Source organism: Paraburkholderia sp. SIMBA_030, from assembly GCF_046535245.1.
Lineage (GTDB): Bacteria > Pseudomonadota > Gammaproteobacteria > Burkholderiales > Burkholderiaceae > Paraburkholderia.
On sequence record NZ_JAWRXB010000014.1, the window covers coordinates 59,491 to 75,898 of the forward strand.

Consider the following 16,408-nt stretch of genomic DNA (forward strand, 5'->3'; position numbering starts at 1 on the left):
ATGTTTTCATTTCTTCGCAGCCATCGTCAGGAAAAGCAGGAAAAAGAGGCTCAAGCCAGCTTTGACAAGGCGCGTGTTGCCGCTTTGGAGAGTGCGTTTGGCGTCGATCTGACGCACCTCAAGGAAGTATTTGAGGGCACTCCGGACCGCATGAAAGAGGCGAGCTTGCCAGGCTATCCGGGTGCTGTCTGGCTCGGGGACGTTGGTATCAGGGCATTTGTGCAGACCCAAGCCATTGAGCCTCATCAGCTTCGTGCCTACATGGAGCTGATACAGGCCGGCCGGCAGTCTGCCGGTCCCGGCCACTTTATCTCCAAACTACATGACACCTATCTCCGCCACGTGCTGGTGTCGACGAAGCCAGAGTTCTCGGGCGACATGGTACGTCTCCTTACCAATGACGTGGAACTACTGAATACGTTGGCGGCGGCTCGCTTCAATCCGCCTGCCCCATGGGTCGCTTGCCCCGAGAGCGGCCCGTTGGTTTTCGATCTGCAAGGCGATGCCCAATACTGGTACGAACAGGTTTGGGACCCATATTGGGAAAGCCTGAGCATGACTGAACAGTCAGACTTCCTCACGAAAAAGAAGCCGGAAAGCATAGGTGATTGGGACGATTGGGTCGAAGCTATCAGAACCCGTGATCCGAGATATCGAGAGCAACTGAAGCAGGAATATCGGCGCGAAGAATAAAACGCAATATATCGCTCCTTTATCATTGTGGCTCGCGCGTAAGGCAAACAGACATGCACACCATGTCCGGGTGAACAGTCGACGCGAGCACGTCGAGGAGCAGCGCGCGCTTGCCGGTCTTGTCGACGAGGATTGCCTCGATCGCGTCTGAGAAGGGATAAGGAAGCGGTTCGGTCATGACGACGTACAAAAAGGAGCCTTGCAGTACAGCCCCGCTTTTCGCGCGGTCGCCATGCATATCAAGCGGTGCCGGGTAGACGACGCACCGGAATACGGCCGGACTCTCAATAGCACATGAATTGAAATCCGAGTAAGAGGCGGGAAGAGCAAATGAACGCCACCGAATTCGGAAGCGTCCGATCGTCAGGTTGAGTATCTGAACATAAGCTGGTGGATCGTCTCCCATCCACACGCGCCGGCGCGCGCAACGCGCACCGCCGGCGCTCTCCAGCAGGTTCTCATGGAACAACCCTCCCATCTCGACACCGCGCGCGCCGATGCGCCGCCCTCCACCTACCTCGCCTCGCTGGTCGACACCGCACTCGAAGCACACCAGGCTGGCCGGCTCGATGTCGCCGAGCCCTTCTACTGCGAGGCCCTCGCGCTCGATCCCGCGCATCCGAAAGCGCTGCACTACTTCGGCGTGCTGCAACATCAGCGCGGCAACCATCGCTTCGCCGCCGAGCTGATGAGCGAAGCACTCAAACTCGATCGCACCGATGCCGCCTGCTGGAGCAACCGCGGCCTCGTGGCCGCCGCCCTCGGCCATCCTCACGAAGCCATGATCTGCTACGACCAGGCGTTGCAATTGCAGCCGGATTTCGCCGACGCGCGCAACAACTTCGGTGTCGCGCTGCAAACGCAAGGCTCGTTCGACGAAGCGATCGGGCAATATCGTCTGGCGCTGGCGGTGAATCCGTTGTTCATCGACGCGCTTCTGAACCTCGGCACCGCGTTAAGCAAGCTCGACCGCTACGACGAAGCACTGGCGCGCTATCAAGAGGTGCTGGCACTCGATCCGCAATCGGCGGAAGCACACTTCAACGCAGGCAATGCGCACAACGCGCAGCGCAACCACGACGCCGCCATCGCCAGCTTTCAGCAAGCGCTGTTGTTGCGCCCCAATTACGCCGAAGCGCATGTCAACCTCGGCAGCCTGATCGGCAAGCTCGGCGACTACGCCGGCGCCGAAACCCACTATCGGCAGGCCGTCGCCCTCAAGCCGAACCCGACCCATCTGGTTTGCCTCGGCGGATCGCTCGGCGCGCAAGGCCGCCTCGACGAAGAGGAAGGCTTCTACCGTCACGCATTGGCGCTCGATCCCGGGTACGCGGACGCGCACCAGAATCTCGCGTGGCACCTGCTCAAGCGCGGCGATTACAAGCAAGGCTGGGCGGAGCATGCGAAGCGTTGGCGCACGAGCGACTATGAGGCGATCGCCCTTCCGGGCGTTGCCGAATGGCGCGGCGAGCCGCTCGACTCACGCCGCGTGTTGCTGGTCGGCGAACAGGGTTTCGGCGACCAGTTCCAGTTCCTGCGCTTTGCGCGCGTGCTCGAGCAACTCGGCGCGACCGTCGACACCTGCGTGCGGGAGCCGCTGTTGCCACTGGCTGAACGCGTACCGGGCGTGCGCCGGGCGTTCAGCGGCAAGCCTGCCGGCGAGTACGATTTCTGGGTGCCGATGACGAGCGTGCCATCCTGCGTCGGCACGAACCTGACGACGATTCCGGCTGAAGGGCCGTATCTGTTCGCCGACAAAGCGAAGATCAAGGCATGGCGCAAACGGGTGGACGCTGGCGGCAAATCGAAACGCAAAGTGGGTCTGGTGTGGGCCGGCAGTCCGACGTTTGGCAACGACCGCTATCGTTCGGCGGCTCTGGCGGACCTGTCCGCGCTCAGCGAGGTAAAGGACGTAGCCTGGTATTCGCTGCAGAAAGGCCCCGCGCACGCACAGCTGGCCGACGGGCCGCAAGCTTTCCGTGCACATGATTTCACCGCCGATCTGAATAGCTTCGACGACACCGCCGCGCTCATCATGAATCTCGATCTGGTGCTTGCCGTGGATACGGCTACAGCGCACCTGGCAGGCGCGCTTGGCAAGCCGGTGTGGGTGCTGCTGCCCGCCAACGCCGACTGGCGCTGGCTCGAACACCGCAGCGACTCGCCGTGGTATCCGACCATGAAGCTATTCCGGCAAACGGTGTTGGGGGGCTGGGCGCCGGTGGTCGAACGCGTGTCCGAGGCACTTCACGACGGCGGCGTATAAGATCCGCGAAGATCGATTCGTCAACGCACGCGTCCTGCGTCGCCGCTTTCACCCCGCCTGAACCACAAACCCGTGCTGCCGCAAAAGCTGCAGCACGCCTTTACGCCCACCCAGATGCAATGCGCCAATCGCCACGAACACCGGCTTGTTCGGCGCGGCAATCAGCAGCATCCGCGAGACGAAGCGCCGGTTGCGCTCGTACACGATCTTGTTGTCGATCGAAGCGGAGATCCGCTTGTCGCGCGCCAGCTTTTCCGACTTCGCCGTCTGCCATGCCGCGATCGCGTCGGCATCGCCCACTCTCCACAGCCGATGCAAAGTCCGCACGTCGTCGATGTTTTCCGCGGGCGTCTGCACCAGGTCCTGCGCGAGCATTTCGCGCTGCTGCGCAAGCGACAGCCCGGTGAACGCGCGCATCTGCTGTGACAAGGTCTCCAGTCCCACGATCTTGCCGCGCGTCCTGATATAGACGTTCTGCAATTGCGCTTCCGTGCCGTACTCGGTCTGCAAGCCGGCACTCAACGAATCGTAGGTTTCGATCAGCAAGGATGCGAGCCACGGCCGCATCTTCTTGATTTCATCCCGCGCGGCAGGATTGCCGCGCAAACGAAAGGCAAGCTTGCGCCACAGCGGATCGGGCAATAAGCCGGGCAGGCAGTCACGCCGGCATACGCCGTATTTCGACACGTCGTCTTGCGAGACCAGCAGTTCGTCGGGCGACAGTTCGAGCGCGAGCGTTCCTGAGGCGGCGAGTGCGCCGAGGATCGGCGGGCGGAAGGGTTGCCCGGGAGGATAGTCGGCGGGGTCGCCTACGTGCAACGTGCCGAGCACATAGATCGTGGTGGTGCCGCGCGTGGCGACATAGAACGGCATGCGTGCCGGCTGCGTGCGTACCGGGCCGCTGGCCGTGGTACCTGGCGCGGCGGGCGGCGGTTTGAAGCCGGGCAAGGTCGCGCGCGGCGGCGCCGGCAGATTGGGCACCGGCAATGCCGGGCGCGCCGCCTGAGCGGGCGAGTTAGCGGCGGCCCCCGCGGCGTGCGCCGCGACGATCGGCCCACCGGCCAGATTAAAAACAGAACAAACGCCGAAGAGCGCGGCACCCGTCAGTGCACGCGCCCTCCAGCGCCGCGCGAAAGCGGCGTAGCCGCCGTCACGCGAGCGGCGCGTAATACGACGCGCCGCCACCCCATCAGGCATCCACGTCCCCCACCTCCTCGGCGCGGTGACACGACACCTGACGGCCATCCACTTCGCGCAGCTTCGGTTCTTCGCTGCGGCACCGGTCGATCGCATACGGACAACGCTGATGGAAGGTGCAACCCGGCGGCGGATTCAGCGGCGACGGCATCTCGCCTTGCAGCTTGATCTTGATGCTGCGATCCGCTTCGAAGATCGACGGCGTTGCCGACATCAGCGCACGCGTGTATGGATGCCGCGGCTTCGAGAAAATCCGCTTCTTGTCGCCGAGCTCCGCCACGCCGCCGAAGTACATCACCATCACGTCGTCGGCGATATGCTCGACCACCGACAGGTTGTGCGAGATGAACACGTAGCTGGTCTTGAACTGCTCCTGCAGGTCCATGAACAGATTCAGAATCTGCGCCTGGATCGACACGTCGAGCGCGGACACCGGTTCATCGGCGACGACGATCTGCGGATCGAGAATCATCGCGCGCGCAATCGCCACCCGCTGCCGCTGGCCGCCGGAGAACATATGCGGATAGCGCTTCGCATGTTCCGGACGCAGGCCGACAGTGCGCATCATCTGCGCGATCCGTTCGGCGCGTTCAATCGGGCTCAACTGCGTGTTGATCGCCAGCGGTTCGCCGAGCGTCTGCTCGACGGTCTTGCGCGGATTGAGCGATGCGAACGGGTTCTGGAACACCATCTGAACGCGCCGGCGCAGCGCCGCGATCTTCGCGTGATCGGCGCCGGCCACATCTTCGCCGTCGATCAGCAAGCGGCCCGCGGTGGGCGTTTCGATCATCGTCAGCTGACGTGCGAGCGTCGATTTGCCGCAGCCGGATTCACCGACCACCGCCAGCGTCTTGCCGCGTTCGAGCGCGAACGACACGCCGTTGAGCGCCTTCACCGTTCCCTGAGCGAACATGCCGCGCTTCACCGTGTAGTAACGCGCCAGCTTGTCGGCGACCAGCACGTGATCGCCCGCATGGTCCGACTGGCGCCGCGTTTCGAGTACTGCGTTCATCGTGCGCCTCCATGGGTGTGAACGTTGGCGTCGCCGCTCAGGTTCAGGGGTTTGATGCAGCGCACGCGCGCTACTTCAGCGTGACCTTGCATCGGCGCCAGTGCCGGCCGCGCCTTCATGCAGTCGTCGACCACATACTTGCAGCGCGGGGCGAACAGGCAGCCTTTCGGCCGGTCGTCACGCCCGGGCACCATGCCGGGCAACGCAGCAAGCCGCACTGCGCCCACATTGTGCTCGGGAATCGCCGCCAGCAACGCTTCCGTGTACGGATGGTGCGGCGCGGCGAAGATATCGGGCACGCGGTTGGTTTCGATCACTTCGCCAGCGTACATGACCGCGACGCGCTGCGCGACTTCCGACACCACGGCAAGATCGTGCGAGATCAGCACGAGCGCCATGCCGCGCTCCTTCTGCAGCTTGATCAGCAGCTCCATGATCTGCGCCTGGATCGTCACGTCGAGCGCGGTGGTCGGCTCGTCGGCGATCAGCAGCTTCGGATTGCAGGCAATCGCCATGGCGATCATCACGCGCTGGTTCATCCCGCCCGACATCTGATGCGGGAACGAGCCTATGCGGCCTTTCGGGTCTGGAATGCCGACCTGGTCGAGCAATTCGAGCGCGCGCCTGTCCAGCTCGCCGCCGCGCAGTCCTTCGTGCAGCTTCAGCACTTCCTTGATCTGATAGCCGACCGTGTAGCTCGGATTCAGACTGGTGAGCGCGTCCTGGAACACCATCGCGATCTCTTTGCCGATGATCTTGCGGCGTTCCTTCGCCGATGCCTTCAGCAGGTTCTTGCCGTTGAAAGTGATTTCATCCGCAGTGACCTTGCCGGGTGCGTCGATCAGGCCCATCAGCGCCATCATCGTCACGCTCTTGCCCGAGCCCGATTCGCCGACCACGCCGACTACTTCGCCCGGCGCGACATCGAGGTTGATCCGGTCGACTGCGGGCAGTCCGCTGAAATTCACCGCCAGATTGCGGATGGTCAATAAGTTGCTCATGTCATGCCATCCGTTTCAGTTTGGGATCGAGTGCGTCGCGCAGCCCGTCGCCGAGCAGATTGATCGCGAGCACCGAGATCAGGATGGACAGACCCGGCATCGTGACGATCCACCAGGCGCTGTCGATGTAGTCGCGCGCCGAGGCCAGCATCGCACCCCACTCCGCCGATGGCGGCTGCACGCCGAGCCCGAGGAAGCCGAGCGCGGCCGCATCGAGAATCGCCGACGAAAAGCCGAGCGTGGCCTGCACGATCAGCGGCGCGGTGCAGTTCGGCAGCACTTGCGAGAACATCAGGCGCAGCGTGCCGGCGCCCGCGACGCGCGAGGCCGTCACATACTCTTTCTGCAACTCGCCCAGCGCCGAAGCACGCGTGAGACGCACATAGCCCGGCAACGCGACGATCGCGATCGCCAGCATCGTATTGACGAGACCCGGACCGATGATCGCGACCACCGCGACTGCCAGCAGCAGCGACGGCAACGCAAGCAGCACGTCCATGATGCGCATGATCGGCGTATCGGCCCACTTCTCGAAGAACGCCGCGATCAGACCGAGCACGACGCCCGGAATCAGCGCGAGCACCACCGAGACGAAACCGATCCAGAACGACAGCCGCGCGCCGTACATCAGGCGCGAGAGGATGTCGCGGCCCGCTTCGTCGGTGCCGAGAATGAACTTCCAGTTGCCGCCGTCGAGCCACGCTGGCGGAATCTTCACGAAGTCGCGGTACTGTTCGATCGGACTGTGCGGCGCGATCAGCGGCGCGAAGATCGCGACGAAGATCAGCACCAGCACGACGATGCCGGCGCTGACAGCGCCACGGTTGCGCGAGAAATTCGCCCAGAATTCGCGGGCGGCGATGGCGCGGCCACTCGGAGGAGTGACGGCCTGGGGGACTGTATTTTGAATGTCTGCCATGGTCGTAATTACCTCGTATGGCGAATGCGCGGATTCAGCACGCCGTACAACAGATCGACGACGAGGTTCACGACGATCACCAGCGTGGCGATCATCAGGATACCGCCCTGCACGACCGGATAGTCGCGCCGGCCGATCGCATCGATCAGCCATTTGCCGATACCCGGCCACGAGAACAGTGTCTCCGTGAGCACGGCACCTGCCAGCAGCGTGCCGACCTGCAAGCCGATCACGGTCACCACCGGAATCAGCGCGTTACGCAACGCATGCACGACGATCACGCGCCCGGGCGACAAGCCCTTCGCGCGCGCGGTGCGAATGTAGTCTTCGCGCAGCACTTCGAGCATCGACGAACGCGTCATCCGCGCGACGACCGCCAGCGGAATCGTGCCTAGCACGATCGCGGGCAGGATCAGATGGCTTAGCGCGGATTTGAACGCGCCTTCGTCGGTAGACATCATCGCGTCGATCAGCATGAAGCCGGTCACGTGCGGAATGTCATATTCGACCGCGATGCGGCCGGACACCGGGGTCCAGCCGAGCTTCACCGAAAACATCATGATGAGGATCAAACCCCACCAGAAGATCGGCATCGAGTAGCCGGTCAGGGCCGTGCCCATCACGCCGTGGTCGACCACCGTGCCGCGCCTGAGCGCCGCGAACACGCCCGCCGGCAAGCCGACGATCAGCGCGAACAGCATCGCGCACATCGACAGTTCGACGGTGGCGGGAAAGCGTGCGAGGAATTCGCCCATCACGCTGGTGTTGGTGATGATCGAGGTGCCGAGGTTGCCGTGAAGGGCGCGGCCGACGTAGTGGATGTATTGCATCGGCAGCGGCTCGTCGAGCCCCAGCCGGTGCATCGCGGCGGCATGCATTGCCGGATCGACGCCGCGCTCGCCCATCATCACTTCGATGGGGTCGCCCGGTATCAGGTGAATCAGCGCAAACGCGAGGATGGTGATGCCGATGAATGTCGGTATCACCATGCCGACGCGGCGCAAAACGAAGCGGAACATGGTTTGTCCCTATGGTCTTGATGAAGAAAAAACGCAACCGGCGACGAGGGCTCATGACCCCGGTCGCCGGACCATTTCGACCAGTTTTCTAACCGTGCGAAAAGCTACTGCGTAAGCTTGACTGTATTACCTTTACTTGACGCTAACACCGTCGAAACGCGCGTAGCCGAGCGGCTCGATACGCATGTCGACCACCTTCTTGCTGACAGGCTGGTACACCGTCGAGTGAGCGATCGCCGAGAACGGCAGCTGTTGCGCGAAGATCTGCTGAGCTTGCATGTAAGCCGTCGTGCGCGCGCCCTGATCGGACGTGACGCGACCCTTCTGGATCAGATCGTCGAACGGTTTGTAGCACCACTTCGAGAAGTTGTTGCCATTCACCGCTTCGCAGCCGAGCAGCGTGCCGAGCCAGTTGTCCGGATCGCCGTTGTCGCCGGTCCAGCCGATCAGCATCGTGTCGTCTTCGCCTGCGTGCGCGCGCTTGATGTACTCGCCCCATTCATACGTGACGATCTTCGCCTTCACGCCGATCTTGGCCCAGTCGGCCTGGATCATTTCCGCCATCAGACGGGCGTTCGGGTTGTACGCTCGTTGCACCGGCATCGCCCACAGCGTGATGTCGAAGCCGTTCGGGTAACCGGCCTTCGCCAGCAGCGCTTTGGCCTTGTCCGTGTCGAAGGATGCGCTCTTCAGGTTCTTGTCGTACGACCATTGCGTCGGCGGCATCGGATTCGTCGCGGCCTGGCCTGCGCCCTGGTACACCGACTCGATGATCGCCTTCTTGTTGATCGCCATGTCGAGCGCCTGGCGCACTTCGAGCTTGTCGACCGGCTTGTGCGACACGTTGTACGCGAGGTAGCCGAGGTTGAAGCCCGGCTGCGACGGCATCGTAATGTTCGCTTCAGCCTTCAGCGGCGCGATGTCGGCCGGACGCGGATAGCTCATCACCTGGCATTCGTCGCGCTTGATCTTCTGCACGCGTACGCCGGCATCCGGCGTGATCGAGAAGATCAGCTTCGAGATCTTCACGGTGTTCGGCTTCCAGTAATCCGGATTGCCGTCGAAGCGGATCGTCGCGTCCTTCGTATAGCTGCGGAAAATGAACGGGCCCGTGCCGACCGGATTCTGGTTGATGTCGGCTGCCTTGCCGGCCTTCAGCAGTTGATCGCCGTATTCGCCCGACAGGATCGACGCGTATTCCATCGCCATGTTCTGGATGAACGGCGCGTTGACTTCCTTCAGCGTGAACTTGACGGTGTACGGATCGACCTTTTCGACGCTGGTGATCAGCTTGTCGAGGCCCATGTCGGTGAAGTACGGAAACTGCACCGGGTAGGCCTTGCGGAACGGCTGGTTCGTGTCGAGCATGCGCTGGAACGTGAACACGACGTCGTCGGCATTGAATTCACGCGTCGGCTTGAAGAACGACGTGGTCTGGAACTTCACGCCATGACGCAGATGGAACGTATAAGTCTTGCCGTCCGGGGACGCGTCCCACTTTTCGGCGAGGCCCGGCTCGACTTTGGTGCCGCCACGCTCGAATTCCACGAGGCGGTTGTAGACGGTGAACGTATTAGCAGTGAAATCAGTGCCCGTGGTGTATTGGGCAGGATCGAAACCCGCGGGACTGCCTTCTGAGCAGTAGACCAGGGTTTTATTCGGAATCTCGGCGCGCGCGACACTTGCGCCCACCATCGATGCCGCTGCAGCAGCGACGAGCGTCGTAACACGCGCGGCGCGCAACAGATTGTTTTGCTTCATGTTTCCTCCAGGTTCGGGGCCGGCTCCCGCCGGTGTAGCGCGATCTTACTTGAGCTTGGCTCACCCCAACAAGCGGAGGAAAATACTTTTTGTTGACGATCGGAAACCTTTCAGGCATAGGGAAAGCCGCACGCTGGCGCTGGTTGGAGCGTGCGGCTTTAGAAGGCGGGCTCGAAAAAAACGGCCCGTTTGCCGTTATTTCAGTCCGACGCTCAGGAATTGCGTCGGGCCGAACGGGTCGATTTTGAAACCCGTGACGTCTTTGCTGATCGGCTGATAGACCGTGGAATGGGCGATCGGCGTGAACGGAACCTGTTGTTTGAAGAGTTCCTGGGCCTCGGTATACGCCTTGGTGCGCTCCGGGAGGTCCGTGGTGCTGCGGCCTTTCTTGATCAAATCGTCGTAAGGCTTGTAGCACCATTTGGAAAAGTTGCTGCCGTTCACCGCGTCGCAGCCGAGCAATACGCCTAACCAGTTATCCGGGTCGCCGTAATCGCCGGTCCAGCCGATCAACATTGCCTCATGCTCGCCCGAATGGGCACGGCGAATATATTCACCCCATTCGTAAGTGACGATTTTCACCTTGACGCCGATCTTCGCCCAGTCGGATTGCAGCATTTCAGCCATCAAACGTGCGTTCGGGTTATAGGGGCGCTGAACCGGCATCGCCCATAAGGTGAGATCGAAACCGTCCGGATAACCTGCCTGCTTGAGCAGCGCTTTCGCTTTGTCGACATCATATGGAGCGTCCTTCAGATTCTTGTCGTAACCCCATTGCGTCGGCGGCATGGGATTGGTTGCCGCCTGACCGGCGCCCTGATATACCGAGTCGATAATCGCTTTCTTATTGATCGACATATCGAGTGCGCGACGTACCATCACATTGTCGAGCGGCTTTTTCGTGGTGTTGTAGGCAATATAGCCGAGATTGAAACCTACCTGACTCGGCATCGCCAACGACGCGTCGGCTTTGACCGCCGGAATATCGGCGGGACGCGGATAAGCCATGACCTGGCATTCGCCACGTTTGAGCTTTTGCAGTCGTACCGCCGGATCCACGGTAATCGCGAATATCAGTTTGCTGACTTTGGCGACGCCCGGTTTCCAGTAATCCGGATTGCCGTCGAAGCGAATCGTGTCGTCTTTTGTATAGCTGCGGAAAATGAACGGGCCGGTGCCGACGGGATATTGATTAATGTCGGAGGCCTTGCCGGCTTTCAGCAACTGATCCGCATATTCCGCCGACAGAATCGACGCGAACGGCATCGCGATCTGCTGCAGAAATGGCGCGTCGACCTCCTTCAGCGTGAAACGCACCGTATAAGGATCGAGCTTCTCGATCTTCGAAATATTCTTCGCGAGGCCGAGATCGGAGAAATACGGAAACGGCACCGGGTAGGCCTTGCGGAACGGCTGCTCCGGATCGAGCATCCGCTGATAGGTGAAGACGACGTCGTCGGCATTGAATTCGCGCGTCGGCTTGAAGAACGAGGTGGTCTGGAACTTCACGCCGTGGCGCAGATAAAAGGTGTATTGCAAGCCGTCCTGCGACACGTCCCATTTCTCGGCGAGGCCTGGTTCGATATCGGTACTGCCGTGCGCAAATTCCACGAGCCGGTTATAGACCGTGTACGAGCCGGCGCTGAATTCGACGCTGGTCGTGTATTGCGCGGTGTCGAAGCCCGCCGGGCTGCCCTCGGAGCAGAACACGAGGGTTTTGTCGGGCAGTGTGGCCGCCTGAACCGCAGCGGGTGAAAAGCAGGCAGCCAGAACCGCGCAGGCGCTCAAAGCGGGAAGACAGGCATGGCGAACCGCAAACAGCAACTTGGATACTGTCATAACGTTCTCCGCACAGCAGCCACGTCAGCTGCACTTCGATCATAGACAGCACAAAAATCGGGTTCAATGCGGGCTTACACGCCGCAAGCAAGATAGCTCACGGGCACGTACCGTTGCAATGCAGCAACGGTTTTCGCAGGGCGAAAAAAACCGCGCGGTCGGACGCGCCATGCCTGCTCCGCACATCTCCGAGAAACGTATCCGCGGCGAGAAGTTCGTGATCGGCATGATGCCCGGCACGATCGGCACGTCGACGCCGAGCTTCCTTGCGTCCTCGACGAAACGAAAATACGCGTCCGAGTTGAAGAAATACTGCGTGATCGCCGAATTGGCGTGACAGAGGCTGCGGCAACGGCCACGGCAAAACTGGGCGAACCACAAACTGCATGGCTGAGACTGTCATGGCGTCCTCCGCACAGAAGCGGAGTCAACTGCGCTTTGATCATCGTCAGCACAATACTCCGTTTCAACTCGTGCTAACCATCGTTGCCGAATTAACGTTCTGCAACAGTTCTTTCGCAGTGTAGCGAAGCAGCAGTGCTACAGGCGGCGCCGACGCGGCATAATGGCTCGCTCAGGATAAACCCGGATTATTGCCATGAGCCTATTTAAATTCACGAACAACTGGTTTGGCGCTGCGGCGAAAGGAGTATGGGATCAGCTTATTCCACAAATTAAACCGGAAAAAATCCTTGAAATAGGCTCTTATGAAGGTGCAAGCGCATGCTATCTGATTGAAACGCTCGCGAAAGAGCAGGCCATCGAGATACATTGCGTCGACACTTGGGAAGGCGGGATAGAGCATCAGGCGGGCGGAACTGCCGAGGCCGACATGAGTTCTGTCGAATCACGGTTTTATCACAACGTCCGGCTGGCTACCCGCCACTCTTCCGATCGCGTCGAACTCGTGGTGCATAAGGGATATTCGGATGAGTGCCTGTCGCGCCTGATCGCCGAGGGGAAGAAGGGTTACTTCGACTTTGTCTATGTCGATGGGTCGCATCAGGCGCCCGATGTCCTGTGCGATGCCATTCTCGGGTTCAAGCTGCTCAAGATAGGAGGGGTCATAGCTTTCGACGACTACATTTGGTCTGAAGACCTTCCGTCGGGCAAAGATCTGCTTCGATGCCCCAAGCCGGCGATCGACGCATTCGTCAATCTGAATTTCCGAAAGCTTCGGATTCTTTCAGCGCCACTTTATCAGCTGTACGCTCAAAAGCTGTCGGATTAGCTGTATTAGCCTGGACCGCACCGCTCCTGCACCAAACCAAATGATTGCTTCATTGATCAGACCGCTTATCTGCAGCATACGCGTGCTGACTTCCAAGGCAACTTTCTTATCCACAATCGCTTTTGATAACTCCTAGCCTCAAAAAACGTTCTTCGCACCTGTCGTTACGGTATCATAAATCCGGAACCAGTATTCGAGACGTCTCGTCTGCCACTCACTATATTCTCGGGCGTTTCCGGCTCTCAGCGCAGTCATTGACACAGTTCCAGAACCTGAAGCCGAAATCGTTAGCGACCTGAGACAAAGCGTGTGGCCAGCAACCTGGCCACACGCTTTTCCACTCATCCGCTGTAAGTGCCACCTGCCAAAAAAGGCGCGAATTACACAAATCACCGCGCCTTTTATCATCATGAATCGTCGGTAGACTGTGGTAGTCGCACCTCACTGTATCGCATGCGTCGCAAATTGCCGACCGACTCGAGCGTGCCTTGCTCGACCATAAGCCTCACACGTTCAGCGTAGAAAATGTCTTTAACGCCCTTGATGTGCTTTTTGTTGCCCATTATCGCGAGCCCGACGACCATCGCCACCTTCCTGTAGTCTCGCTTGACGTTTTGGACGATAACAGCGTCAATGTTTCGCAGTTCTTCGTCGGTCAGACTATTGACCAACGCTAACTCATCGGCAGTCAACGCGGGATCGTCGCGATCATCGTCGTCATCGAAATCATAATTGCCGCCGATGTTTGAATCGTTCATTTGTCTGGCCTCTTAGATTGCAAATTGTCAGGAATGGGACTCGACATCAGCCCACTGGGTTTCCCGCACAGCGAGCAGGAAGACAGCCCTTCATACACTTCATAAACCTCCAGTAATAGACATTAATTCGGTCGGGATCGTATCGGGAATCCGAACACAATTGACGACATGATGCCCGTTCCCCAGCGCATCCATCGCCACAAGTCTGCTCGCCAACTGTGGCGCCCATAACCCTAACGCCAATTTGTTCCCATCCATTCAGAACAGCAAGCCCCTTTTGGTCTATGGCATCGACAGCGCCACCCTCAAGCTGACCGCTGCGCGCCGCATAGTAGACCTGACGGGAGTACGGGGTCCATCCGAGCGATGCCTGCGCATACACGAAACACTCTACGCAGACCGGACCAATGTCAGCCTGTGAGTTCGTGCCCTGCGATTTAATCAATCCGAGCAGATTGGCGGGCGGTCCAATAGGAACCCGTCCGGATTCGTAGTTGTTCAACCAGCGGCCTAGATCGTCGTCACTGATCGGCGTATCCGCTCCGCCATTAGTGGCCACGGTTCCGCTCCGCGACAACAGCCTGCCGTTCGGCGCGTAGTCGTAGGTCACTTTCAACGTGCGCTTGACGCCCCCATTTCTTGCGCTGGAGCTTTCGTAGACAAGGAATTGCGCCAGACGACCACGCGCATCGTAAATCGGATTGACGCTGTCTTCGTCGGCCCAAATGCGAATAATCCGATTAGCTTTGTCACGGCTTGAAACCGAAGAGCTTACGCCAGTCACCCTGTTTGTAACTGACCGGAAATCGCCGGTGATTCCGCGAGTGATTGACCACGCTGCCGTCAATACACCGTTCTGATGGACCTCCAGATAGCTAAGGTTATTGTTACTGTCGTAGGTCGCGCCCCATGTGGTTTTAGATCCTTCTGCCGTGGAAGCATCGAAACCGTTCTCGCCAGTAGGATCGCCCGTAGTGAACTCGCTCACGCCGACAGGGTTGCCTTGCGCGTCATAGACGAAGGCTTGCATCTTGCCGGGCGCCGCCACCAGCGACGGGTGCAAAGTCGTTCCGTCCGCGTAACGTATCGAAGTCATCGACTTGCCCGACGAATTCCGGGTAATGGCCGCTATAGGTCGCCCCATATCGTCGTAAGTGTATTCAGCGGTAGCGTTATTGCCCGTGTTCGCTATTACGTTAGCTGACGCGTCCCGCGTGATCACTGTAGCATCTGCCGCTGAACGGCTTCCAGTCAGTCGCAGCACGTCATCAATAGACGAAAAGGTCAACGTAGTCCAACCCGTGCTATCGGTGGCCGTCGTCGTTCCCGCGCCATATGAAAGCTGCACGTTGCGCGTCGTGTCGGGGTGGTCGACAGCAGTAACACGCCCCTTCGCGTCATATGACCATGTCGCAATGCGCGACCCCATCTCATCGATTACGCCTGTCAGTGCTGCGGCGAACTTGGGATTGTCGTAGACATAACGCCTGACATTGCCGTCCGGCCATATAACAGACACGAGGTTGCTACGTGAATCGTAGACGTACTGCGTAACTGCGTCAGTCGGGTCGGTCATCTGCGTTATGCGCCTCTTCGAATCGTAGGCGAGGCGGATAACCAAATCGCTGTATGCGTTGTAACCTTCGGCATGCTGCGTAACCGCTATCAACATGCCTGCAGCGGGCGCGACACTATTCGGGGTGTTCGCATCGCTATCGGTTAGCGTGATGGTGCGCCCATTGTGAGTCCGCACCGACAGCAGAACGCCTTGCGGCGAATACGATTCGACATCGTCGCTGGTTAGATCGGTGACCGTCCATCCAGATCCGCTTTGACCTAAGGCCAGACCAGTTCCGCGTGTGCTGCGCCACGCTCCACCCGAATTGGCAAAAGTGACACGGTCACCGCCCTCTCTATAAGCGATGACCTGCGGCGTGCTGGTGTTTGCGGCGGCAAGGCCTAATTTGCGCTGCCAATTATGCCCCCATAGATTCCCGAAACCAGCATCATTACGGGCAAGCGATTGCGCACGGTACGTGCGGACGAAGGCAAACGGTACGTCACCGCCGCTAATGAAATCCTGTTCCTTCACTACGGTCGAACCGGTCGCCGGGTATACGGGATCTGCAATCGGACAGCTGTCTTCCGGATTCCCATCCGGCGGTGAGGAACAGTAAGCCTCGATAAGGTCTGTGCTCGCAGTACAAACATTTGAACCCATGCCGACACTCGCCGCCGACGCATTCAACTGACACCACCGGTCGCCTGGAATCGCGCCTGCCGCCATGTAGAGTGAAGGGCAATCAATGTCGGCGTTGACGCCAAATGCAACCAACAGCAGCGTGAACGCGGAAAGAAGACGGGCCAGCATCCCCGTTAGCCCATTGGAACGTCTCGAAGCTTTCATGTTTCTCCTTCTACTTAGTTCATCGTTAGCCATATGTAATGACCGATGAAACTGTAGGGAGACAACACGGGTCACGAAAGTGGAAAATTCAGACGCGCGGAAAAGCCGGAAATTTCGGCAAGTAAAGCGCCGTAGTCTTTGTCTGAGAAGGCGGAAATCTGACGGGGCGCGTACTACACTGCTTACGCCCGAACACGGGTACTTAATGGAGTGAGGTGAATCATACGATCGGCCATTTACAACGGATAGCCGACCTCGTGGGAGGTGTCATCATCGACCACGACACGATCAACGATTCACTCGAA

At 59.7% G+C, this 16,408-nt stretch carries 13 protein-coding genes and 1 pseudogene; 3 read left to right on the forward strand and 11 right to left on the reverse strand.

Translation table 11 applies throughout. From position 1 onward, the window contains the following. Positions 1-693, forward strand: a complete 693-nt coding sequence (locus SB772_RS23770) for a hypothetical protein (RefSeq protein ID WP_410835652.1) — start codon at positions 1-3, stop codon at positions 691-693. Positions 694-715: 22 nt separating this feature from the next. Here SB772_RS23770 and SB772_RS23775 read toward each other — a convergent pair whose 3' ends face one another. Next, on the reverse strand, positions 716-1,162 hold the full coding sequence (locus SB772_RS23775) for a hypothetical protein (protein ID WP_410835653.1): 447 nt from the start codon (positions 1,160-1,162) through the stop codon (positions 716-718). Between SB772_RS23775 and SB772_RS23780 the strand changes: the two genes are divergently transcribed. Further along, complete coding sequence (locus SB772_RS23780) at positions 1,154-2,959, forward strand: tetratricopeptide repeat protein (RefSeq protein ID WP_410835654.1); 1,806 nt, start codon at positions 1,154-1,156, stop codon at positions 2,957-2,959. The two genes, SB772_RS23775 and SB772_RS23780, sit on opposite strands and share 9 nt — an antisense overlap. 48 nt (positions 2,960-3,007) lie before the next feature. Here SB772_RS23780 and SB772_RS23785 read toward each other — a convergent pair whose 3' ends face one another. The 8 genes and pseudogenes from SB772_RS23785 to SB772_RS23820 form a co-directional block, all read right to left on the reverse strand. Next, complete coding sequence (locus SB772_RS23785) at positions 3,008-4,156, reverse strand: TraB/GumN family protein (RefSeq protein WP_410835655.1); 1,149 nt, start codon at positions 4,154-4,156, stop codon at positions 3,008-3,010. After that, positions 4,149-5,168, reverse strand: a complete 1,020-nt coding sequence (locus SB772_RS23790; protein ID WP_410835656.1) for a peptide ABC transporter ATP-binding protein — start codon at positions 5,166-5,168, stop codon at positions 4,149-4,151. Before SB772_RS23790 ends, SB772_RS23785 begins: the two co-directional genes overlap by 8 nt. Further along, positions 5,165-6,169 carry an ABC transporter ATP-binding protein gene (locus SB772_RS23795; protein ID WP_410835657.1) on the reverse strand — a complete coding sequence of 335 codons (1,005 nt, stop codon included), beginning with the start codon at positions 6,167-6,169 and terminating at the stop codon, positions 5,165-5,167. Before SB772_RS23795 ends, SB772_RS23790 begins: the two co-directional genes overlap by 4 nt. Position 6,170: 1 nt before the next feature. Further along, a complete protein-coding gene (locus SB772_RS23800) occupies positions 6,171-7,088 on the reverse strand; it encodes an ABC transporter permease subunit (protein ID WP_410835658.1) in 918 nt (305 codons plus the stop codon). Positions 7,089-7,096: 8 nt separating this feature from the next. Then, on the reverse strand, positions 7,097-8,107 hold the full coding sequence (locus SB772_RS23805) for an ABC transporter permease subunit (RefSeq protein WP_410835659.1): 1,011 nt from the start codon (positions 8,105-8,107) through the stop codon (positions 7,097-7,099). A gap of 132 nt (positions 8,108-8,239) precedes the next feature. Further along, the gene (locus SB772_RS23810) at positions 8,240-9,868 is read right to left on the reverse strand and encodes an ABC transporter substrate-binding protein (RefSeq protein WP_410835660.1); all 1,629 of its coding nucleotides are present in this window, start codon (positions 9,866-9,868) and stop codon (positions 8,240-8,242) included. A gap of 195 nt (positions 9,869-10,063) precedes the next feature. Beyond that, positions 10,064-11,707, reverse strand: coding sequence for an ABC transporter substrate-binding protein (locus SB772_RS23815; RefSeq protein WP_410835661.1), 1,644 nt, complete (start codon positions 11,705-11,707; stop codon positions 10,064-10,066). 150 nt (positions 11,708-11,857) lie between these two features. Then, a pseudogene (locus SB772_RS23820) lies at positions 11,858-12,040 on the reverse strand (methylenetetrahydrofolate reductase); the annotation flags it as partial. A gap of 265 nt (positions 12,041-12,305) precedes the next feature. On the opposite strand from SB772_RS23820, the gene SB772_RS23825 reads away from it, so the two are divergent. Next, the gene (locus tag SB772_RS23825) at positions 12,306-12,938 is read left to right on the forward strand and encodes a class I SAM-dependent methyltransferase (RefSeq protein ID WP_410835662.1); all 633 of its coding nucleotides are present in this window, start codon (positions 12,306-12,308) and stop codon (positions 12,936-12,938) included. A gap of 407 nt (positions 12,939-13,345) precedes the next feature. On the opposite strand, the gene SB772_RS23830 is transcribed toward SB772_RS23825, so the two are convergent. Further along, positions 13,346-13,696, reverse strand: coding sequence for a DUF3658 domain-containing protein (locus SB772_RS23830; protein ID WP_410835663.1), 351 nt, complete (start codon positions 13,694-13,696; stop codon positions 13,346-13,348). 46 nt (positions 13,697-13,742) lie between these two features. Continuing rightward, positions 13,743-16,103, reverse strand: a complete 2,361-nt coding sequence (locus SB772_RS23835) for a DUF6531 domain-containing protein (RefSeq protein WP_410835664.1) — start codon at positions 16,101-16,103, stop codon at positions 13,743-13,745. Positions 16,104-16,408 lie beyond the last annotated feature (305 nt).